Annotated in this window: 19 protein-coding genes and 1 pseudogene; 11 read left to right on the forward strand and 9 right to left on the reverse strand. The window is 63.0% G+C overall.

What is annotated here, in order from left to right; translation table 11 throughout:
- Positions 1–71 precede the first annotated feature (71 nt).
- Both purN and purM read right to left on the reverse strand, forming a co-directional pair.
- Positions 72–656, reverse strand: a complete 585-nt coding sequence (gene purN / locus ACQKI2_RS05070) for a phosphoribosylglycinamide formyltransferase (RefSeq protein ID WP_427378616.1) — start codon at positions 654–656, stop codon at positions 72–74.
- Positions 653–1681 carry a phosphoribosylformylglycinamidine cyclo-ligase gene (gene purM / locus ACQKI2_RS05075; RefSeq protein ID WP_427378617.1) on the reverse strand — a complete coding sequence of 343 codons (1029 nt, stop codon included), beginning with the start codon at positions 1679–1681 and terminating at the stop codon, positions 653–655. The genes purN and purM overlap by 4 nt, the downstream gene beginning before the upstream one ends.
- A gap of 144 nt (positions 1682–1825) precedes the next feature.
- Here purM and ACQKI2_RS05080 point away from each other — a divergent pair, with 144 nt between their 5' ends.
- The 4 genes from ACQKI2_RS05080 to ACQKI2_RS05095 all read left to right on the forward strand — a co-directional run bounded on the left by ACQKI2_RS05080 (position 1826) and on the right by ACQKI2_RS05095 (position 7263).
- The gene (locus ACQKI2_RS05080) at positions 1826–2845 is read left to right on the forward strand and encodes a hypothetical protein (protein ID WP_427378618.1); all 1020 of its coding nucleotides are present in this window, start codon (positions 1826–1828) and stop codon (positions 2843–2845) included.
- Entirely contained in the window at positions 2842–3573 is a 732-nt protein-coding gene (locus tag ACQKI2_RS05085; protein ID WP_427378619.1) for a hypothetical protein, read from the forward strand. The genes ACQKI2_RS05080 and ACQKI2_RS05085 overlap by 4 nt, the downstream gene beginning before the upstream one ends.
- A gap of 67 nt (positions 3574–3640) precedes the next feature.
- Positions 3641–5779 carry an RNA degradosome polyphosphate kinase gene (locus ACQKI2_RS05090; protein WP_427378620.1) on the forward strand — a complete coding sequence of 713 codons (2139 nt, stop codon included), beginning with the start codon at positions 3641–3643 and terminating at the stop codon, positions 5777–5779.
- A complete protein-coding gene (locus ACQKI2_RS05095; RefSeq protein WP_427378621.1) occupies positions 5776–7263 on the forward strand; it encodes a Ppx/GppA family phosphatase in 1488 nt (495 codons plus the stop codon). The genes ACQKI2_RS05090 and ACQKI2_RS05095 overlap by 4 nt, the downstream gene beginning before the upstream one ends.
- A gap of 6 nt (positions 7264–7269) precedes the next feature.
- Here ACQKI2_RS05095 and rnd read toward each other — a convergent pair whose 3' ends face one another.
- A complete protein-coding gene (gene rnd / locus ACQKI2_RS05100) occupies positions 7270–8436 on the reverse strand; it encodes a ribonuclease D (protein WP_427378622.1) in 1167 nt (388 codons plus the stop codon).
- 97 nt (positions 8437–8533) lie between these two features.
- Between rnd and aspS the strand changes: the two genes are divergently transcribed.
- Positions 8534–10357, forward strand: coding sequence for an aspartate--tRNA ligase (gene aspS / locus ACQKI2_RS05105; protein WP_427378623.1), 1824 nt, complete (start codon positions 8534–8536; stop codon positions 10355–10357).
- Positions 10358–10545: 188 nt separating this feature from the next.
- Positions 10546–10785 carry a hypothetical protein gene (locus ACQKI2_RS05110; protein WP_427378624.1) on the forward strand — a complete coding sequence of 80 codons (240 nt, stop codon included), beginning with the start codon at positions 10546–10548 and terminating at the stop codon, positions 10783–10785.
- Positions 10786–10916: 131 nt separating this feature from the next.
- Here ACQKI2_RS05110 and ACQKI2_RS05115 read toward each other — a convergent pair whose 3' ends face one another.
- Together ACQKI2_RS05115 and ACQKI2_RS05120 are read right to left on the reverse strand one after the other, a co-directional pair.
- On the reverse strand, positions 10917–11651 hold the full coding sequence (locus tag ACQKI2_RS05115) for a pentapeptide repeat-containing protein (RefSeq protein WP_427378625.1): 735 nt from the start codon (positions 11649–11651) through the stop codon (positions 10917–10919).
- Positions 11652–11828: 177 nt separating this feature from the next.
- Positions 11829–14081, reverse strand: a complete 2253-nt coding sequence (locus ACQKI2_RS05120; protein ID WP_427378626.1) for a hypothetical protein — start codon at positions 14079–14081, stop codon at positions 11829–11831.
- Positions 14082–14287: 206 nt separating this feature from the next.
- Here ACQKI2_RS05120 and ACQKI2_RS05125 point away from each other — a divergent pair, with 206 nt between their 5' ends.
- From ACQKI2_RS05125 to ACQKI2_RS05135, 3 genes are read left to right on the forward strand one after another with little or no spacing between them, the layout of a single operon-like run.
- A complete protein-coding gene (locus ACQKI2_RS05125) occupies positions 14288–14680 on the forward strand; it encodes an NADH:ubiquinone oxidoreductase subunit NDUFA12 (protein ID WP_427378627.1) in 393 nt (130 codons plus the stop codon).
- Positions 14673–15221: an outer membrane lipid asymmetry maintenance protein MlaD gene (gene mlaD / locus ACQKI2_RS05130; RefSeq protein WP_427378628.1), complete on the forward strand. Its 549-nt coding sequence runs from the start codon at positions 14673–14675 to the stop codon at positions 15219–15221. The genes ACQKI2_RS05125 and mlaD overlap by 8 nt, the downstream gene beginning before the upstream one ends.
- Positions 15218–15769, forward strand: a complete 552-nt coding sequence (locus tag ACQKI2_RS05135; RefSeq protein WP_427378629.1) for a DUF2155 domain-containing protein — start codon at positions 15218–15220, stop codon at positions 15767–15769. Before mlaD ends, ACQKI2_RS05135 begins: the two co-directional genes overlap by 4 nt.
- A gap of 23 nt (positions 15770–15792) precedes the next feature.
- Here ACQKI2_RS05135 and aat read toward each other — a convergent pair.
- The 4 genes and pseudogenes from aat to aroQ form a co-directional block, all read right to left on the reverse strand.
- Positions 15793–16389: pseudogene (gene aat / locus ACQKI2_RS05140) on the reverse strand (leucyl/phenylalanyl-tRNA--protein transferase); the annotation flags it as partial.
- 57 nt (positions 16390–16446) lie between these two features.
- Positions 16447–17820: an acetyl-CoA carboxylase biotin carboxylase subunit gene (accC, locus tag ACQKI2_RS05145; protein ID WP_427378630.1), complete on the reverse strand. Its 1374-nt coding sequence runs from the start codon at positions 17818–17820 to the stop codon at positions 16447–16449.
- A gap of 1 nt (position 17821) precedes the next feature.
- Positions 17822–18289, reverse strand: a complete 468-nt coding sequence (accB, locus tag ACQKI2_RS05150; RefSeq protein ID WP_427378631.1) for an acetyl-CoA carboxylase biotin carboxyl carrier protein — start codon at positions 18287–18289, stop codon at positions 17822–17824.
- A 5-nt stretch (positions 18290–18294) separates the two neighbouring features.
- Positions 18295–18738 carry a type II 3-dehydroquinate dehydratase gene (aroQ, locus tag ACQKI2_RS05155; protein ID WP_035594597.1) on the reverse strand — a complete coding sequence of 148 codons (444 nt, stop codon included), beginning with the start codon at positions 18736–18738 and terminating at the stop codon, positions 18295–18297.
- A gap of 63 nt (positions 18739–18801) precedes the next feature.
- On the opposite strand from aroQ, the gene thiS reads away from it, so the two are divergent.
- Positions 18802–19014 carry a sulfur carrier protein ThiS gene (gene thiS, locus ACQKI2_RS05160; RefSeq protein WP_114105303.1) on the forward strand — a complete coding sequence of 71 codons (213 nt, stop codon included), beginning with the start codon at positions 18802–18804 and terminating at the stop codon, positions 19012–19014.
- Positions 19015–19130: 116 nt separating this feature from the next.
- Positions 19131–19928: a thiazole synthase gene (locus tag ACQKI2_RS05165; RefSeq protein ID WP_427378632.1), complete on the forward strand. Its 798-nt coding sequence runs from the start codon at positions 19131–19133 to the stop codon at positions 19926–19928.
- The last annotated feature ends 5 nt before the right edge of the window (positions 19929–19933 follow it).

Below are 19933 nucleotides of genomic sequence, written 5' to 3' on the forward strand. Positions count from 1 at the left end.
CTTGCGGCAGTTCTGCGTGGCACATCCTTCGACTTCGCTCAGGATGAGCGTTGCTTGTAGTGGCCTGGGTTTCAACCCCTCAGGCGCGCGCAGGCAATCGCCAAGGCGCGGGGGTAGAGCCTGTGTTCTTCCGGCAGCAGGCGGGCGGCGAGGGTGTCTGCCGTGTCGCCCGGCAGGATGGGGATGACGGCTTGCGCGATGATCTCGCCTTCATCGACCCCGGCGCTGACCCAGTGGACCGTGCAGCCGGCTTCGCGGTCGCCCGCCTCGATGGCGCGCTGATGGGTGTCGAGGCCCTTGTATTTCGGCAGCAGGGAGGGGTGGATGTTGATCATCCGGCCTTCCCAGCGGGTGACGAACCAAGGCGTCAGTACGCGCATGAAGCCCGCCAGCGCGATGATCTCGATGCCAGCATCGCTCAGCGCCTTGTCCAGTTCGCGTTCGAAGGCTTCGCGGTCCTTGCCGTAGAGCTTGTGGTCGATGGCGAGCGTAGGCACGCCGGCGCGGGCGGCCGTTTCGAGACCTTTGGCATCCGGGCGATTGGAGAGGACCAGCGCGGGCTTTGCCGGAAAGGCCGGGTCTACGGCGGCTTTCAGCAGCGCCTCCATATTGGAGCCGCGCCCTGAAATCAGGATCGCCAGTTTGAGGCGGTTCATGCGCTGGCGAGCTCGCCGACCACACGCGGGTCTTCACCGGCAGCTTTCAGCTCGGCCATCACGGCGTCTGCCTCATCCGGGGCAACGGCGAGGACGAGGCCGATGCCCATGTTGAAGGTGCGGTGCATCTCTTCCAAGTCGACCTGACCGGCAGCCTGCAGCCACTGGAACACCGGCGGGGGCGTCCAGGCGGCGCGGTCGATGCGCGGCACAAGCTCATCAGGGCACATGCGGGGGGTGTTCTCGGTAAGGCCACCGCCCGTGATGTGGGCTAGGCCCTTCAGTTTTCCCGCGCGGATCAGCGGCATAACGATGGGCGCATAAAGCCGGGTGGGCGTCAGCAGCGCTTCGCCAAGTGTCTCGGAATTGGAGAAAGGCGAGGCGCCGCCATAGAACAAGCCCTCGCGCTCCACGATGCGGCGGATCAGCGAATAGCCGTTGGAGTGGGGGCCGGAGGAAGCGATGCCGATCAGCACATCGCCCGGTTTCATGTCGCCCATGCGGGGCAGCACTTTTGCGCGGTCCACCGCGCCGACGACGAAACCGGCAAGATCATAATGGCCGGGGGGATACATACCGGGCATTTCGGCGGTTTCCCCGCCCACAAGGGCGCAGCCAGAGCGGCGGCAGCCTTCGGCGATGCCGGAGATGACGGCTTCGGCGATGCCCCCTTCCAGTTTTCCGGTGGCGAAATAATCCAGGAAAAACAGAGGCTCAGCGCCTTGCGCCAGCACATCATTGGCGCACATGGCGACCAGATCGATGCCGACAGTGTTGTGGATGCCGGTCTCGAAGGCGAGCATCAGCTTGGTGCCAACGCCATCTGTACCCGAAACGAGGATCGGATCCTCATAGCCAGCGGCCTTCAGATCGAACAGGGCGCCAAAGCCGCCGAGGCCGCCCATCACGCCGGCGCGGGCGGTGGCCTTCGCCATGGGCGAAATTGCATCGACGAGGCGCTCGCCTGCCTCAATATCGACACCAGCGTCACGGTAAGAGAGAGGCGTCTTGGACGGAGTGTTCATCGGATTCTAGCCCCTCGGTTTGCCTGAATCGGCGCGTTAGCATGAGCAGGGGCCAAGTTCCAGTGAAGCTTCAGAAGTGAAGCAGCAGGTTCCCGCAGCCCGGATGGCTTGTTAGAAGGGGCACCGACAAGGAGTTTAACCACGATGATTCGATGGGTACTTGCCGCCGCGTTCCTGATTTTCGCCGCAACGCCGCTGGCTTTCGCTGACATCCGCGATGTCTACACGATCCGCGATATTGAGGTGGATCAGCAGGCCGCCACGGTGATTGAAGCGCGCGAAGCGGCGATGGCCTCGGCCCGTTCTGCCGCTGCGCGGGCCCTCATCAACAAAATCACGCTGGCGTCTGACCGGAATGCCGCCGGTGGCATCCCGATTGATGGTGCGCTGGCGGCCCGCATGACGGCGGCTGTCGATGTTCAGGAAGAGACCGCTGGCGCGGGCCGGTATCGCGGCAAGCTGGCCGTGGTGCTGAACCCGCAGATCGTGCGGGCGCATCTGGATTCCCTGAAAGTGCCCTACCTGGACGCCCAAGCCCCGCTGGCGCTGATGGTGCCGGTGACCTCCAACGCGGCTTCGGCAGATCTCTGGCGCCAGGCCTTCGGGGAACGCAACAATGGCGCGCTCGTGCCGTATGTGACCGCCGTGGGCAATTTCTACACGGCCTACAGCGCCTGGCCCGAAATCTCGGCCGAAGCTGTGCCGGTGAACGCCCGCCGCGCCTTGATCGCTGACCTTCAGGGCCGCGAAGGCGCCTGGCGCGTTGTGGTTTCGTCGGTGACTGCGGTTAGCAACGAACCTGTCGGCGCAACTCCGCCGGTCGCGACCCTTACGGATGCAGCCAACGCCGTTTCGACCCTGCTGGGCGAAAGCTGGAAAGAGGCGTCCATCGTGCGCGATGGCAGCCGCACCAGCGTGGAAGCCTCGGTGCGCTATACCTCGCTTGCCGAGTGGAATACGCTGCGCGGGGCGCTGGCGCGCTCTCCGCTGGTCTCGGATTTCCGCACCAAGGCTGTGGCGCGCGAAGGCGCGCTGGTATCGTTTGCCTATGCCGGTGATGAAAACCGTCTGCGCAGCGATCTGGTTCAGCGCGGTGTCAGCATCGGCCGGGAAGACGGCAGGCTGACACTTCGTTCGGCTGTTTCAACGACCGGTATCCAGTGACATCTGACCCTAACGGACCGCAGGACAGTCCGGCGCAGCCCCTGCTTTCCTTCCCGCCGCCCGAGGCGCATTGGGATGGGTTGGTGCGCGGCGTGCCCAATGATGTGGCCGCCGGGCTGGCAAGCCGGCCGGAGGCGTGGGCGACCCATGCCCTCAGCGTGACGGGCCCGGCCTTCTGCGGGCTGAGCTATCTGGCGCGGGCCTGGGCGGGCCGGTTTGGCGGGCAGTTTGTGACCGCGGCAGAGTTCAATACGCTGAAGCTCGGCGCGCTCGACGCGCTGGCGGCGGGCTATGTGTCGCTTGATGATGCCGATCTGATCGTGGCCAAGCGGGAGGAGCAGTTTCTCTCCTTCTACAACATGGTCGGCGCCAAAGGCGGGCGATTGCTGCTGGTGGCCCATTCCGGGCCGGCGGCCTGGCGCACGGGCATTGCCGATCTGCGCTCGCGGCTTAACGCCATGCCGGTGGTTGAAATCAGCCAGCCGGACGAGGATCACCTGCGGGCGCGGCTTCGGGCCGCAGCGGCGCAGCGTTTCATGAAACTGTCGCCGGAGACGGTCAATTACCTCATGCCCCGTATTGACCTTTCCTATGAGGCGATTGAGACCCTGATGGACAGGCTCAGCGGGGCAGTGAGCATGGCCGGGAAGGCGCCGGGGCTGGCACTTGCCCGCGCGGTGCTTGAAGGTTTGGATGAAGACGGCGAAGAAGACGAGGGCGCAGGCTGAAAGCCGGGCGCCGGAGCAGGGGTGACCGATGCCGGACGGGCAACAGCAGCGCGCAATCAGACAGCTCATGGCGTCGCCGCAGAGATTCCTGAACCGGGAGCTTTCCTGGCTTCAGTTCAACCAGCGTGTGCTGGACGAGGCGGATAACCCCGCCCACCCGCTGCTGGAGCGGCTGCGGTTCCTGTCGATCTCGGCGAGCAATCTCGATGAGTTCGACATGGTGCGCTATGCGGGCCTGCGCGAGCAGGTGCGGGCGGGTGTCACCCGGCCAAGCCAGGACGGGCTGACGCCAGCTCAGCAGGTAGCTGAAATCGAGACGGCGTCGCTGCGCCTGATCGCGGCGCAGCTTGATCAGTGGCGCAAGCTGAAAACCGAGATGGCCGAGCAGGGCATCTTTGTGCTTGAGCCCAAAGAGCTGACCCGCAAGGAACGGGCTGAGCTGCAGGAATATTTCAATATCAATATCTTCCCGATCCTGACGCCGCTGGCGGTGGACCCGGCGCATCCATTCCCCTTCATTCCCAATCTCGGCTTCACGATCGCGTTCGATCTTGAATCAGAAATGGGGGGCGAGGGGCAGGTGGGCATCGTGCCGATGCCGACTTTCGTTCGCCGGTTCATCCGCCTGCAGACGGGCACCAAGCCTGGCATCCGGTTTATTCCTCTGGAGGATGTGATCGGGATGTTCCTGGGAACCCTGTTTCCGGGATTCAAAGAGGTGGGGCGTTGTCTTTTCCGTATCGTGCGCGACAGCGATATCGAGATCGAGGAAGAGTCTGAAGACCTTATCCGCGAATTCGAGGTGTTGCTGAAGCAGCGCCGCCGGGGGCGTATTGTCCGCCTACGGATGCAGGCGAGCGCGCCGGAGAAGCTGCGCGAGTTCATCATGCGCGAGATGGGGGCGGAGCCCTCCGATATCGTGCTTTATGATGGCATTCTCGGCATGGCGCGCCTGTCCGAGCTGATCGTGGATGACAGGCCCGAATTGTTGTTCCCGGCATACGAGCCGCGTTATCCCGAGCGCATCCGCGAGATGGGTGGGGATATATTTGCGGCCGTCCGGGCGAAGGACATTCTGGTTCACCACCCCTTCGAGAGCTTTGACGTGGTGGTGGAATTTGTGCGCCAGGCGGCGGCAGACCCGCTGGTGGTGGCGATCAAGCAAACGCTTTACCGAACGACCGTTAATTCTCCCATTGTAGGCGCGCTGATCGAGGCGGCGGAATCCGGCAAGACGGTGACGGCGCTGGTTGAGATCAAGGCGCGCTTTGACGAAGAGGCAAACCTTCGGCTGGCGCGCGACCTTGAGCGCGCCGGGGTGCAGGTGGTGTATGGCTTCATCGAATACAAGACGCACGCGAAGGTGTCGCTTGTGGTGCGCCGCGAGGGCAATGAACTTCGCACGTACACGCACTATGGAACCGGAAACTACCACCCGATCAATGCGCGTATCTATACCGATCTTTCCCTGTTCACGGCGGATCAGGCACTGGGGCGGGACGCCAACCGCCTGTTCAACTATGTGACGGCGTATCGCGAGCCGCCGGAAGTGGCGCCGCCCTTTGAGGTGATCGGCATGTCGCCGGTGACGCTGAAGAAGCAGCTGATCGAAATGATCGAGGCGGAAGCTCAGGCTGCGCGGAAGGGCAAGCCGAGCGGCGTCTGGGCCAAGATGAACAGCCTGGTTGATCCAGATGTGATCGACGCGCTTTACAAGGCCAGCCAGGCGGGCGTTCCGATTGTTCTGGTGGTGCGGGGCATCTGCTGTCTGCGGCCGGGCATTCCCGGCGTGTCGGAAAACATCACGGTGAAGAGCATCGTTGGCCGTTTCCTGGAGCATTCGCGCATCCTCTGCTTTGCCAATGGCGAAGCGCTTCCTTCGGCGAATGCGAAGGTGTTCATGTCCTCGGCGGACTGGATGCCACGCAACTTGACGCGCCGCGTGGAAGTGCTCGTGCCCCTGACGAACCCCACCGTTCATCGGCAGGTGCTCAATCAGATCATGGTTGCCAATCTCAACGATGAGCGCCAGACGTGGCTTATGCACTCGGACGGCACCTATGAGCGGTTTCCTGTGTCTTCACCTGAAACCGCCTTCACAGCGCACGGATACTTTATGGACAATCCCAGCCTATCTGGACGGGGCAGCGCGCTGGAGGTCAGCCTTCCGCCGCGCCTTTCCTATCGCGAGATCCAGCCTAAATGAGTTTTCCCAAATCCAGGCTCGCGGGCGTTATCGATATCGGGTCGAACTCGGTGCGCCTGGTGATCTGCGAGGTCATGGGCGCCTCGATCCTGCAGACCTTCAATGAAAAGGTCATGGCGGGTCTTGGCGAGGGCTTGCCGAAGACGGGCCATCTCTCCCCCAAGGGCGTTGAAGCGGCTCTGCAGGCCTTGAGCCGCTACCGCGCGATTCTGCGCGCGCTGAATGTGGAGACGTATCAGGCTGTCGCGACGGCTGCCGTTCGGATGGCGGGCGATGGCGAGGCATTCCTGAAGCATGCTGGCAGGGTGCTTGGCCGGCCCGTCCGGCTGCTGAGCGGGGAGGATGAGGCGCGGCTTTCTGCGCGCGGCGTTGATCTGAGCATCCACAACCCCATGGGACTGATCGGCGATCTGGGGGGCTCCAGCCTGGAACTGAAGCGCATCGGTCTGGAGAAGGGGCCGGAAGCGGGCGAGAGCCTGATGCTGGGGCCATTGGCGCTGGGCGATATCGTCAACGATCCCAAGGAGCTGCGCAAACGGGTGCGCGAGGCACTCAAGGCCAGCGAGGTGATCAAGGGAGCCAAGGGACGATTTTATGCCGTGGGCGGCGCATGGCGCGCGTTCGGCCGGCTCGTGATGGAGATGGACAAGTATCCGCTGCATGTGCTGCAGGGGTTTCAGATCAATGAAGGGCAGGTGGCGCGGGCGGCAAAACTCTGCCTCGATTCATTGACCAACCCGGCTGCCCGCCAGCAGATCGAGACGATTGACAAGAAACGCGCAAAACATTTCCCGATGGCGGCGGTGCTGATAGAAGAGATCCTTTCTGTTAGCGCGCTGGAAGGGGTGACGATTTCTGCGGCGGGTGTGCGTGAGGGCGTGCTGCATGACCTTCTGAGCATGAGTCTGGATGATCCGCTGACGGATGGAATAGTCGCCTATGCGCGGTTGGATCACAACCAGATTGCCTTCGGGCGTGCGTTGCACGATTTCATCTCGCCCGCACTCATTCCGGAGCATGATCTGTTCGGGTCGCCTGCGGCAGACATCCGTATAGAGATGGCTGCCTGCATGATGGCGGACAGCGCGGGACGGTTCCATCCTGATCACCGCGCCGAGATGGCTTATGATCAGGCGCTGCGCGCGCCTTATCTGGGCGTGACGCATCCTGAGCGCGCGATGATCGCACATGCCATCGGCTGCCGCTATGAGAAGGATTTCAAACGCCCGGCCGAACATGTGGCGCTGACCACGGAGCAGCAGGCGGAACGGGCCAAGCAGATCGGCCTGCTGATGCGGCTTGGCGCCGTGTTTTCCGGCCGTTCCGGCCCCATTTTGCAGCGCGCTTCGCTTCGCCGGGAAGGTGACGTTCTGGCGCTGGAAGTCCACCGCAAGGACGCCAACCTCATTTCAGAAACGGTCGAGCGGCGACTTTCACAGGCAGCCAGCGTCCTGCGGCTGAAATCAACGACCGTGGTGCGCTAAAGCGCGTTAGACGTCGAACAGACGAACCTGACCGCCGGCGAAGGACACAGCGAGCTTGCCTGACAGGAGTGCGATCGCCTTCTTGCCGAACATGTCATAGCGCCAGCCGGTCATGGCCGGGATGTCTTCGCTGGTCTCGCCGCGGGCGATCCGGTCGATGTCGCTGGAGTTGGCAATCAGGCGTGGCACGACGTCGTGTTCATCGGAGACGTGCTTGAGCAGCACTTTCAGCAGCTCCGGCGCGCCCGCCGGGATCTGGGGGTTTTGCACCGGGCGGGAGAGCTCCGGCGCGAAGGCGTCCGGATTGGCGAGCGCTTCCTTGATGGCCTCGATCAGGCCCTGGCCATGCTTGGAGCGGATGAAGCCGTTGGGCACGGCGCGCAACTGGTTGAAGTCTTCTTCGGTGCGCGGTTTCTGGGCGGCGATTTCCTGGATGGCGTCGTCCTTGAGGATACGGCGGCGCGGCTTGTCCAGCTCCTGCGCCGTGCGTTCGCGCCAGGCGGCAACGGCGACCACGATGGCGGCATAGTCTTTCTTGGGCATGCGCAGTTTCAGGCGCTGCCAGGCATTCATCGGGTCGGTGTCATAGGTGGCCGGGTCTTCAAGCTCGGCCATCTCTTCGCGCACCCAGTTGAGGCGGTCGGTCTTCTCCAGCTCGTCGCGCATCTTCTGATAGGCGTCGCGCAGGTGGGTCACGTCACCCAGCGCATAGACCAGCTGTTTCTGGCTGAGCGGGCGGCGCATCCAGTCAGTGAACTGGCTGGACTTGTCGATATGCTTGCGCAGGACGCGCTGGATCAGATTGTCGTAGGAAATCGAATCGCCAAAGCCGAGCGCCATGGCGGCAACCTGGGTATCAAACACCGGGCCGGGAGGGTGGCCGATCAGGCGATTGAAGATTTCAATATCCTGCCGGGCGGCGTGGAACACTTTCGTCTGCCGGTCAGAGGCGATCAGGTCGAGGAAGGGGCGGATATCCAGATCTTCGGCCCGGGGGTCGATCAGGCCTTCAACGCCGGGGGCGGAGGCCTGGATCAGGCAGAGTTCCGGCCAGTAAGTTGTCTCCCGGTGGAACTCGGTGTCCACGCAGACAAATTCCGATTCGGCGAGCGCGCCGCACAGATCTTCCAGTGCGGACTGCTCTGTGATGGGGGTCAGGGTGTTGTCAGTCATCCCTTGAGCGCTTATCGCACCAACTTGACAAAGGCGAGGGGGTCTGTGCCCTACGCCGCTTCTTTCTGATTCAGCGATTTTCCGGAGATTTCGCCCGATGCATGCCTATCGCACCCATACCTGCGGGGAGCTGCGCAAATCCCATGTGGGAGAAACCGTAAAGATTTCAGGCTGGCTGCACCGCCGCCGGGATCATGGCGGGGTCATGTTCATCGACCTGCGCGATCATTACGGTCTCACCCAGATTGTGTTCAATCCGGGTTCGCCGGGCTTTGCCACGGTTGAGCGCCTGCGCGCGGAAAGCGTCATCACGGTTGAAGGCAAGGTGGTTGCCCGCGACGCCGAGCTGGTGAACGCAAACCTTGCCACCGGCGAGATCGAAGTGGTTGGCGGGGAAGTCTCGGTCCAGTCCGAAGCCGCCGAGCTGCCGATGCCCGTTTTTGGCGACCACTCCTATCCGGAAGAAATACGCCTCAAACACCGCTATCTGGACCTGCGCCGGGAGCAGCTGCACAAGAACATGATCCTGCGCAGCCAGGTGATCGCCAGCCTGCGCCGCCGCATGGTCGCTGAAGGCTTCACCGAATACCAGACGCCGATCCTGACCGCTTCCAGCCCGGAAGGCGCGCGCGACTTCCTCGTGCCGAGCCGCCTGCACCCCGGCGAGTTCTACGCCCTGCCGCAGGCGCCCCAGCAGTTCAAACAGCTCCTGATGGTGTCGGGCTTTGACCGCTACTTCCAGATTGCGCCCTGCTTCCGGGACGAAGACGCCCGGGCAGACCGCTCGCCCGGCGAGTTCTACCAGCTCGATATCGAGATGAGCTTCGTGACGCAGGAAGACGTGTTCGGCGCCATCGAGCCGGTCATGCGCGGCGTGTTCGAGGAGTTTGCGGACTGGGAAGGCAAGGGGCGCACTGTGCCCGCCGGCCCGTTCCCGCACATTCCCTACGCTGAAGCGATGCTGAAATACGGCGTCGACAAGCCGGACCTGCGCAACCCGATCATCTGCTCGGATGTTTCCGGCATCGTGACGCGCGATGACGTGACCCTCGCCGTGTTCAAGAAGATTGTGGCGGGTGGCGGCATCGTGCGCGCCATTCCGGCACCGAATTCCGCTGAGCAGCCCCGCAGCTTCTTCGACAAGATGGACGCCTGGGCGAAGAAGGAAATGCAGGCGCCGGGCCTCGGCTACATGCGTTTCGTGGAAGAGAACGGCCAGCTGGCCGCGACCGGCCCGATTGCCAAGTTCTTTGAGCCGGCTGCGCTGGCCGCGCTGGCTGAGCGCGCTGGCATCAAGGCGGGCGACGCCCTGTTCTTCTCAGCCGGTGACAAGACTGCCGCCGTGAAACTGCAAGGCCAGGCCCGCATCCGCATTGGCGAGGAACTGGGCATCATTGAACCCGGCGTGTTCCGTTTCTGCTGGATTGTCGATTTCCCGATGTATGAATGGGATGAAGACAACAAGAAGGTGGATTTCAGCCACAACCCGTTCTCGATGCCCCAGGGCGGCATGGAAGCGCTGCTGGCGGCCGATACGGTTGAGAAACAACTCGCCCTCAAGGCGTTCCAGTATGACATCGTGTGTAACGGTGTGGAGCTGTCGTCCGGCGCCATCCGAAACCATCGCCCGGAGGTGATGCTGAAGGCATTTGAGCTGGCAGGGTACGGCCCGGAAGTGGTTGAGGCGAAGTTTGGTGGGATGCTGAACGCTTTCCGCTATGGCGCGCCGCCCCATGGCGGCATTGCGCCGGGCGTTGACCGCATCGTCATGCTGCTGGCCGAAACCGACTCGCTGCGCGACGTGATCCTGTTCCCGATGAACCAGCAGGCCCGCGACCTGCTGATGGGTGCGCCGAGCCCGGTGGACGAGCGCCAGCTGAAGGAACTCAACATCCGCCTCGCGCCGGTAGTGAAGGCTTAGCTGCATCCTGAGATATTTGAAACGCAAGGCGTCCACGAAGCGAGTCGTGGGCGCTTTAAGTTTGCCTGCGATATTAACCAAAATTTAGACTGCTGTCTTTCCAAACCTCTGTTTGGGAGCAAATTTATAGGATATGTTCTCCTACAAGTAGAGTTCCGCTTAGATGCATTTTTGGGGAACAATATCCTATGTCAATTCAACACATCGTACACATGGCCCATGGCGCTCACAAAGCGATGGAGACGGTTAAGGAAACCGAAAACCCCGCCGTTGGCGCAGGTGCTGGTGCACTCGCTACCGGGGGCGGGGCTGCAGCCGGCTTGGCGCTTGCTGGTCTTGCCCTAACGCCTGTCGGCTGGGCCTTGGCCTTGGGCGTTGGTGCTGCTGCTGGCGCGTCCTACGTGCTGGGCAAGAAACACGGCAAATAATCAGTACAAAGCTTTATTCCGCCTGTACTTGAGTCGCGTTCCTGATTGGGACGCGGCTCTTTGCATGGAACCGGAGTCTGGCGCTGGCAGCGTATCAAGCCCTCGCAGGTACCCGCAGGGGGCAGTACGATTCAATTTTCGTCTGCAAGCTCTTGCCCGCTATCGGGCATCGTACAAGGAGGCAGGCTCATACCTGTCGGCAGGCGGGTGGTGAGCGAGCCGCAAGCGCCGGCAAAGTCCGCTGTAGATACTCCGGTGATGCCGGTAAGGTCTGCGCCCGGCAGGCGGGCATCCCGGAAGGAGGCATTGGACACGTCTGCGCCGGTGAAGCTGGCGTCGGTCAGATTGGCACCATTGAAAATGGCGCCGCGCAGATTGGCGCGGTCCATCACGGTGTCGGTGCAGTTGGCGCCGGAGAGGTCTGCGGTTTCAAGCCGTGCAAACAGCAGCGTGGCGCCTTCGAAATTCACGCCGATCAGGCGGGCCTTTTCGAGGTTTGCGCCTTGCATGCGCGCCCGGCGGAAATCAGCGCCAGAGGCGAGCACATCCTGCATACGGGCATTGTTGAAGACGGCATCAGCCAAGCGGCCGCTGGTCAGATCTGCCCCGCGCAGGTCGGCGCCGGTGACATTGGCGTTCTGCATATTGACGGCAGTGGCCCGCACGCCGCGCATGAAGGCGTAATCGAAGCGCGCGCCGGAATAGTTGGCGCCGTTCAGGGTCCATCCGGCGAGGTTGCGTCCGGAGAGATCACAATCAGCACATGCCCCAATATAGCTGGGAGACCATGCAACGGGCTGGCTTTGAGCCAGAGCCGTGTTGGCAAACGCAGCCGTCATGAGACCGGCCAGAGAGATAAGACGCATTTGTGGCGCGAACATATGACTTGGATAATGGCAATTCTGAAAACTCTAAACTGAACAAACAGTAAGAAGTGTAAAAGCCGCGTAACTGTTGCATGCGTGCAATAACTCTTGCACTTGCCGCATGGTTAATTGCCCGCTTTGAGGGGCAAATTGCAGCCAGTCACTCGCGCGTCGGGATTATTGGGTGGCCCTGCTTTCCTCGCCACAGGTGTCGCAGGCGTGGTGTCCGTCCGGGCCCGCTTCGAAAAGGGTAAAGCTTCCACAGGCCGGGCAAGCCTGGGCGAGATAGGTGGGGGTGAGGTCAACCACGCCGTCCTCATCGGCGTCCGGCCCCTCCGCAGCCTTCTCGGCCCGCCGCTTGTTCAGAATCACGATGTTGTCGGGCAGCTGGCCACGGGAAAAACCGCGGGAGATGATCTGGGCCGCTTCGGTGGTGAAGGCAGCCGTCTGCGCGCCGCGTGTGGCGTCGCCCGCGCCGCGGCCGAGGCCATCATGGGTGACATCGGCCTCAGCAAGATCATCGCGGCCCAGATAGGAGAGGGCAAGTTCGCGGAAGATATAGTCGAGAATGGAGGTTGCCTTGGTGATCCGGTCATTGCCGGTCACTTCCCCGGCCGGTTCAAACCGGGTGAACACGAAGGCATCCGCATACTCCTCCAGCGGTACGCCATATTGCAGGCCGAGCGAGACGGAGATGGCGAAATTGTTCATCAGGCTGCGGAAGGCGGCGCCTTCCTTGTGCATGTCGATGAAGATTTCGCCGAGGCTGCCATCATCGAATTCGCCGGTGTGGAGATATACCTTGTGGCCGCCGACGGTGGCTTTCTGGATGTAGCCCTTACGGCGATCCGGCAGGCGTGTGCGGCGCACGGGCGGGCCCTGCTCCGTGAGCACCGGCAGGGCGGGCAGGGCGTCAGCGTCCTCGGCAAGCTCTTCGGCGAGCGAGAGGATCTGTTCCATGCGCTCGCGTACGTCTTCCGAGGGCGGCGTGCGGTGGCCGGTCAGCAGCACGGAAAGGCCAGCGGCCATGGCAGCTTCGGCCATGGCGAGCCCTTCGCGGGCCGGTACACGCAGCATGGCCATGCCGTTCAGGGCGCGGGCGGCCGCTGAGGTGAAGCGCAGCTCGGCATCCATCGACACGTTCAGCGAGAAGCCCGCATTGGCAAGGCCCTTTCCGGCAATGTCTTCCACAGCGCCGTCGATGGCGGCTTCTGCCGAGGCAATGTCTTTCTTGGAGAAGCCCACGGCGGAGAGCAGCGCGCGGCCATCGGAGTCAAAACGCTCGGGCGAGAGGCGCAGGTCGTTGGTAATGATCTCGTCGCCCAGCACCCAGCGGGAGAAGGCGGCATTCAGCGGCAGGCCATCGCCAATGGCGCGGGTGACGCGCTCAATGGCATCGTCGCTGAAGCCGCGATCCCGCAGCTTGGAGCGGCCGAGGGCGGCATCCAGATCCTGTTCGCCGGCACTGGCAAGGCGGCCCAGCAGGACCGGCAGTTGTTCGGGCGCGCGGCGGGCAAGGCCGAGACGGGCGGCGCGGCCGAGGGAAGGAGATTCCTCGCCATAGGCGAGCACCGTGCGGACCGGAGCGGCGCCTTCGCTTTCGCAATCTGGCAGGATGCCGCCAAGGTCGCTCAGCGGCAGGATGGCCACCTGGCAGCCACGCCGCCCGGCAGCCTTGATGGCTTCAAGGCCCAGCACCCGGGCATGGGCGGCCGGCAAGGCAGCGCCAGTGGCGGCGCTGCGAACCAGCGCGGTCAACGCTGCGCCAGCTGCGATGCCGGCTTCGGAAGCATAGTCGAGCCCCAGGGACATGACCGCTGCGCCAAGCCCGGCGATGACCAGCACGCCATCTGGCAGCGAGCGGGCAGCGGCGTCGGCCGCGCTTACCAGATAATCCGCCTCCAGCCCGCCAGGGCCGATGGCAGCAGCCACATCTATCACGCGGCAGCGGGTGGCCGCGTCGGGCAGGGGCGCGCGGGCGAGATGGATCTCGGCGCCTTCGTCCAGCACCGCATCGAGGGCGGCGCGGACGGGCGCGTCGAGATGGCCGGTTTCGAACATTCCGGGGCGGGGCGAGGGTGTGCTGACGGCCGCCGCGCGCAGAGCGGCCGCCGTTTTCTGGATGCCGCCTGGTTGGCGGAGGGCTTCTTCCAGAACATCCTGCGGCAGACCGGCGGCAATGGCTTCGGCAAGCTCGGCATTGCGGGGCGCATCCCCCAGGCGTTCAAGCATTTCGGCGGTGGCCAACTGGGATACACCAAGGAGATTGGCGGCCGACCAGGCGGCCCGCACCTGTTCCAGCGCGGAGGGCGTCAGCGGCTGAAGGGCGCGTCCGGCAGAGCGGGAAATGTCCCGCATCCTTACCTCTCGGGAGATCAGCCCATCTGCTTCTGCTGCTTCGAGGATTTCCGAATGCGATTTTGCCGCCATCTGTCTCGTGCTCCTGCCGAATCAGTCCGGATCAGGGTGCCTGCTTGCCCTCTTGGCGGCAACCGCTTTTCAGGCGCTCAAAGCAGTGGATTGCCTGTAATGACGCGCCCCGCGCCCCCAGGGCGCATTGCCTGCCTGCCATGGATGGATTAATCGCCGTGGCATCGCCATATTGCGGCCATCAAACACGGTCAGGAAAGCCTCAGATGCTGAAGCAGATATTCACCTGGTGGAGCGGAAACACCGTCGGAGCCGCCTTCGACATCAAGCGGCGTTCGACCTTTGTCGGCACCGATGAATACGGCAACCGCTATTTCGAAGAGAAGAAACCCTCGATCGAAGGCCGCCGCCGCCGGTATGTGATGTATAACGGGCTGGCAGAACCCTCCAAGGTGCCCGCTGATTGGCATGGCTGGCTGCACCACACGCTGGACGCGCCGCCGACCAAGATGCCGCTGGAGCGCCGCGAGTGGGAGACTGACCACATGCCGAACATGACCGGCACGCCTTATGCGGTGAAGCCCAAGGGCTCTCTTTCCACCCAGCGCGAGCGTCAACGCTCCGACTCCGATTACGAGGCATGGAACCCGGATGCGTGAATCGTTTTTTGAGACCCTGATCGGGGCCGTGGTCGTCGGTGTTGCCGGCTTCTTCCTCTGGTTTGCACTGGCACGTGGTGGCGATTCGAGCGGCATGGGCGCCAACCAGTACGAAGTGACGGCGCGCTTCAACAGCGTGTCAGGCATCTCGCGCGGATCAGACGTGCGGATCGCGGGCGTAAAGGCCGGGGTTGTGAAATCCATTGATGGCGACCCGCAGACATTTGAAGCAGTCCTCAAGCTGGCGCTCGATACGAAATGGGAGCTGCCCGACGACACAGACGCGCGGATTTCAACGGATGGTCTGCTCGGCGGCGCCTATGTTGCGCTTGAGCCCGGCGCTGGCTTTGACAACATCGCGCAGGACGGCACTGGCGAAATCCAGTTCACGCGCGGCAGCGTCGATCTGCTGACCTTGTTTGCATCCTTCGCATCAGGCGGCGGTGGCGGCAGCAGCGATAGCGGCGCCTCTTCTTCGGCTGCGGATGATTTTGGCCCTGTGGATCCCCCGGAAGTTCCCTCTGATGGAGCTGGTGAATGAAAACTGCTTCGCGCCTTCTGGCAGCTACCGGCTTTGCTGTAGTGGTGGCTCTGACCGCTTCGGCGAGCACGATGGCGCAGAAGAACCAGGCGACGCTGCGCGCTCTGGACAAGATTACCGGGCGCTCGACGGACATAGTCGTGAAGGTGGGCGAGCCGGTGACCTTCGGGTCGCTGCGGGTGGAGCTGAAAACCTGTTATCAGGCGCCGCCTGAAGAAGTTCCCGAAAGCGCTGCCTTCCTGCGGATTGCTTCGACCCAGCCTGTGGCTGTGGAAACGATGGAAGCTGTCGCGGCCAAGGACGCGCCCGCTGCGGCCGCCCAGAACCCCACCCTGTTTTCAGGCTGGATGTATGCCTCTTCGCCGGGCCTCAACGCGCTGGAGCACCCGGTTTATGATATCTGGGTGATCCGTTGCACGGCGCCGGAGCCGGTAAAGCTGCCGGAACGAGTAACCATCCCGGAAAGTGTCGAGCCGCTATATGATGACATGCCGGCCGGCGTAACCGAAACTGAAACTCCGCCGGACGAGGACATCCCGATCGACTGATCGGAGGGCACCTCCGGCGGGGCTCCGTGAAAATCAGCATCCACCTTCAGCGCCGCTTTCAGGCGCGCCTTGAAGGCATCGCGGCTGATCTCGATCAGGCCGAACTGTACGAGGTGCGGGTTGTGGAATTGCGCGTCCAGAAGCACATAGCCCCGGTCGATCAGCCGGGCGACGAGATGCACCAGCGCAATCTTTGAGGCGTCCGTGGCGCGCGAGAACATGCTCTCGCCGAAGAAGGCGCCGCCGAGGGCAACACCGTAGAGGCCGCCCACAAGCTCGTCGCCGTCCCAGCATTCCACCGAATGGGCGAAGCCTTGCCGGTGCAGCGTGCTGTAGAGGTTCACGATGGGCGAGTTGATCCAGGTGTTCGGGCGGTTGTCATGCGGCTCGCCGCAGGCCTCAACGACGCGCGTGAAGGCGGTGTCAAAGCTCACCCGGAACGGGTCCTGGCAGACCCGCCGCTTCAGGCGTTTGGGAATGTGGAAGGCGTCCAGGGGCAGGATGCCCCGGAAATCCGGATCGACAAGGAACAGGCGCGGATCATCCCGCGAGTCGGCCATGGGAAAAACGCCCCGGCGATAGCAGGCAAGCAGGTCTTCAGGGCCGAAGCGGGCGGACATCAAATCAAAGTATGGGTTGCGCCGCGTGGACTGTAAACGCGGCGCAATGACGGGTCCTTATTCGCCGGGTTGGATCTTGTTCTCGGCGAGGAATTTTTCGAGCCAGTGGATGTTGTAATCCCCGGCCTGAACATCGTCGTTTTCCACAAGGCGGCGGTGCAGGTCGAGCGTGGTGTGGACGCCGCCAACCACCATTTCCTGCAGCGCGCGCTTGAGGCGCATCAGGCACTCCCGGCGGGTGCGGCCGTGAACGATCAGCTTACCGATCAGCGAATCGTAATGCGGCGGGATGCGGTAACCGGCATAGGCGGCGCTATCGAGGCGCACATCCGGGCCGCCCGGCGCATGGAACTCGGTGATGAGGCCCGGCGAGGGCACGAAGGTTTCCGGATGTTCGGCATTGATGCGGCATTCGATAGCATGGCCGACGAGCATCACATCTTCCTGGCGGAAGGAAAGCGCCTTGCCTTCGGCAATGCGGATCTGTTCGCGCACCAGGTCGATGCCGGTGATCATCTCGGTGACGGGATGCTCCACCTGCAGACGGGTGTTCATTTCGATAAAATAGAAGCGGCCGTCTTCGTAGAGGAATTCGATGGTGCCGGCGCCGCGATAGCCGAGCTTCTGCATGGCGCGGGCGACGATGCCGCCGATTTCCTCGCGCTGCACCTGATTGAGTGCCGGCGAGGGGGCTTCTTCGAAGACTTTCTGGTTGCGGCGTTGGAGGGAACAGTCGCGTTCCCAGAGATGGGCGACGTTGCCGTGCGTGTCCGCAATCACCTGGATTTCGATGTGGCGCGGGCCCTGGAGGTATTTCTCCAGATAGACAGCGTCGTCACCGAAGGCGGCCTTGGCCTCGGTCTTCGCTGTTTTCACGGCGTTTTCGAGGTCAGCCTCGGTCATCGCCAGCTTCATGCCGCGGCCACCGCCGCCGGCAGACGCCTTCACGAGCACCGGGAAACCGATTTTCTTGGCAGCCTTCTTGGCTTCGGCGATGGTTTCGACCGCGCCATCAGAGCCGGGCACGCAGGGCACGCCGGCCTCGATCATGGCCTGTTTGGCAGCGATCTTGTCGCCCATCACGCGGATATGTTCTGCCGTCGGGCCGATAAAGGCGATACCGTGGGCTTCAACCATCTCGGCGAACTGGGCGTTTTCCGACAGGAAGCCATAGCCGGGATGGATCGCGTCAGCGCCAGTAATCTCGGCAGCAGCGAGGATGCGCGACTTCTTCAGATAGCTTTCCGAAGAAGGCGCAGGCCCGATGCAGACGCTTTCATCTGCCAGGCGCACGGCCATGGCATCACGGTCAGCTTCGGAGTGAACGACGACGGTGGAAAGGCCCATTTCCTTGCAGGCGCGGTGGATTCGCAGGGCGATTTCACCACGATTGGCGATCAGGACCTTCTGGATGGGACGGGGAGCCGACATGCTACTCGATCAGGACCAGGGCTTCGCCAAATTCAACCGGCTGGGCGTTCTCGACATAGATTGCCTTCACGGTGCCGGCGCGGTCTGCCTCGACGGGGTTGAACGTCTTCATGGCTTCGATGAGCATGAGCGTATCGCCCTTCTTCACCTTGTCGCCGATGGTGATGTACGCCTTGGAGTTCGGATCGGGTGAGAGGTAAACCGTTCCGACCATTGGAGATTTTACGGCATTGTCTGAAGACGCAGCCGCCGCTGGAGCGGGGGCGGGAGCAGCAATCGCTGCCGGAGCCTGCATGGCAGCCGGGGCGGGCGCCGCAACCGTCTGAACCACGGCGGCGGGCGCAGGTTTCGAGACCCGCACGCGCAGGCCTTCATGTTCGACTTCCAGCTCGCCCAGATCGGCTTCGCGCAGGATTGCAGCCAGTTCCCGGATCAGGCCGGTGTCCAGCTTGTTCTTGGCAGTACTCATGTTTTTTAGCTCCTCGCCTCTCCCGATAGCCTCAGGGCCGCGCTCAGCGCGAGTTCATATCCATAGGCACCTAGCCCGGCAATTGTACCAACTGCAACAGGCGCCACGTAATTGACATGCCGGAAAGCCTCGCGCGCGGCGGGGTTCGACAGATGCACTTCGATCAGCGGAATCTTGAGCGTTTTCAAGGCATCATGCAGGGCGATCGACGTGTGTGTGTAGGCCGCTGCATTGAGGATCAGAGCCCGGCCCTCACGGGCGGCCTCCTGCACCCAGGACACGAGTTCACCTTCAGAATTCGTCTGACGCGCGACAATTGCCACGTCGCCTGCGAGCGCCCTGAGTCGGGCGTGGATATCTTCGAGCGTATCCCGCCCGTAGATTTCCGGCTCGCGCGTACCCAAAAGGTTGAGGTTCGGCCCGCCGAGGACATATACCGGTTTCGACATGCGCCTTCGTTTGCGCTGTAACGGCCAGCGTGGCAAGAGGGCAACAGTCAGGGAATTTTACGGATGCAGATCACGCTGAACGGTGAGGCGCTCGAGATCGCCCCCGGCACGACGGTTGCGCAGCTTGTCCACCGGATATCCGGCGAGACCGGCCGCGATCCGCGCGGGGTTGCCGTGGAGCGCAATCGCGAGATTGTGCCCAAATCCGAACACGCCATGACCGTCCTCACCGAGGGGGACAGGCTGGAGATCGTGCAGTTCGTAGGGGGTGGATAAGGGGCGAAAAAAAACTCCAACGGTTCCTCCAACGAGCGCCCGGATTCCTCCAACAAAACTCCAACCGCAGCGCCCTTCCGCGCCCCATTTGCAAGTTCAGTCAGGAGACACAGCCCGTGCCCGACACCGCCGCCCAGAGCCCCGTCAACGACCCGCTGGTGATCGCCGGCAAGACCTACGCCTCGCGCCTGATCGTCGGCACGGGCAAATATGCCTCCTATGAGCAGAATGCTGAGGCCGCGCGCGCGGCGGGGGCGGAGATCGTCACCGTGGCCCTGCGCCGGGTGAACCTGTCGAACCCGAACGAGCCGCGCCTGACCGATCATGTGAAGCCCGACGAGTTCACCTATCTGCCCAACACTGCAGGCTGTTACACGGCCGACGAGGCGGTTCGCACGCTGCGCCTGGCGCGCGAGGCGGGGGGCTGGAACCTCGTGAAGCTGGAGGTGCTGGCCGATCAGAAGACGCTTTATCCGAACATGCCGGAGACGCTGAAGGCGGCTGAAGCCCTCATCAAGGATGGCTTCGAGGTGATGGTCTATTGTTCGGACGATCCGGTCTATGCGCGGCTTCTGGAAGAGGCGGGCTGCGTGGCGATCATGCCGCTGGGCAGCCTGATCGGCTCGGGCCTGGGCATCATGAACCCGGTGAACATCCGCCTGATCATCGAGGCAGCGCGGGTCCCGGTCATCGTGGACGCGGGCGTGGGGACCGCGTCGGACGCCGCGATTGCGATGGAGCTGGGATGTGATGGTGTGCTGATGAATACGGCCATCGCGCAAGCCAAAGACCCCATCCGCATGGCGCGGGCGATGAAGCATGCGGTGATTGCCGGACGCGAAGCCTATCTGGCTGGCCGGATGCCGAAGAAGCGGTATGCTGATCCAAGTTCACCGCTGGCGGGGCTGATCTGAGGGGA

The sequence above is a fragment of the Hyphomonas sp. NPDC076881 genome, from assembly GCF_050269995.1.
GTDB lineage: Bacteria > Pseudomonadota > Alphaproteobacteria > Caulobacterales > Hyphomonadaceae > Hyphomonas.

Coding starts and splice junctions, on each gene's coding strand:
- ACQKI2_RS05110 (WP_427378624.1), top strand. CDS start 10,546: ATGTCAATTCAACACATCGTACACATGGCCCATGGCGCTCACAAAGCG.
- ACQKI2_RS05115 (WP_427378625.1), bottom strand. CDS start 11,651: ATGCGTCTTATCTCTCTGGCCGGTCTCATGACGGCTGCGTTTGCCAAC.
- ACQKI2_RS05080 (WP_427378618.1), top strand. CDS start 1,826: ATGATTCGATGGGTACTTGCCGCCGCGTTCCTGATTTTCGCCGCAACG.
- ACQKI2_RS05095 (WP_427378621.1), top strand. CDS start 5,776: ATGAGTTTTCCCAAATCCAGGCTCGCGGGCGTTATCGATATCGGGTCG.
- accC (WP_427378630.1), bottom strand. CDS start 17,820: ATGTCGGCTCCCCGTCCCATCCAGAAGGTCCTGATCGCCAATCGTGGT.
- aroQ (WP_035594597.1), bottom strand. CDS start 18,738: ATGTCGAAACCGGTATATGTCCTCGGCGGGCCGAACCTCAACCTTTTG.
- purM (WP_427378617.1), bottom strand. CDS start 1,681: ATGAACACTCCGTCCAAGACGCCTCTCTCTTACCGTGACGCTGGTGTC.
- ACQKI2_RS05125 (WP_427378627.1), top strand. CDS start 14,288: ATGCTGAAGCAGATATTCACCTGGTGGAGCGGAAACACCGTCGGAGCC.
- ACQKI2_RS05090 (WP_427378620.1), top strand. CDS start 3,641: ATGGCGTCGCCGCAGAGATTCCTGAACCGGGAGCTTTCCTGGCTTCAG.
- ACQKI2_RS05120 (WP_427378626.1), bottom strand. CDS start 14,081: ATGGCGGCAAAATCGCATTCGGAAATCCTCGAAGCAGCAGAAGCAGAT.
- thiS (WP_114105303.1), top strand. CDS start 18,802: ATGCAGATCACGCTGAACGGTGAGGCGCTCGAGATCGCCCCCGGCACG.
- purN (WP_427378616.1), bottom strand. CDS start 656: ATGAACCGCCTCAAACTGGCGATCCTGATTTCAGGGCGCGGCTCCAAT.
- mlaD (WP_427378628.1), top strand. CDS start 14,673: ATGCGTGAATCGTTTTTTGAGACCCTGATCGGGGCCGTGGTCGTCGGT.
- accB (WP_427378631.1), bottom strand. CDS start 18,289: ATGAGTACTGCCAAGAACAAGCTGGACACCGGCCTGATCCGGGAACTG.
- rnd (WP_427378622.1), bottom strand. CDS start 8,436: ATGACTGACAACACCCTGACCCCCATCACAGAGCAGTCCGCACTGGAA.
- ACQKI2_RS05135 (WP_427378629.1), top strand. CDS start 15,218: ATGAAAACTGCTTCGCGCCTTCTGGCAGCTACCGGCTTTGCTGTAGTG.
- aspS (WP_427378623.1), top strand. CDS start 8,534: ATGCATGCCTATCGCACCCATACCTGCGGGGAGCTGCGCAAATCCCAT.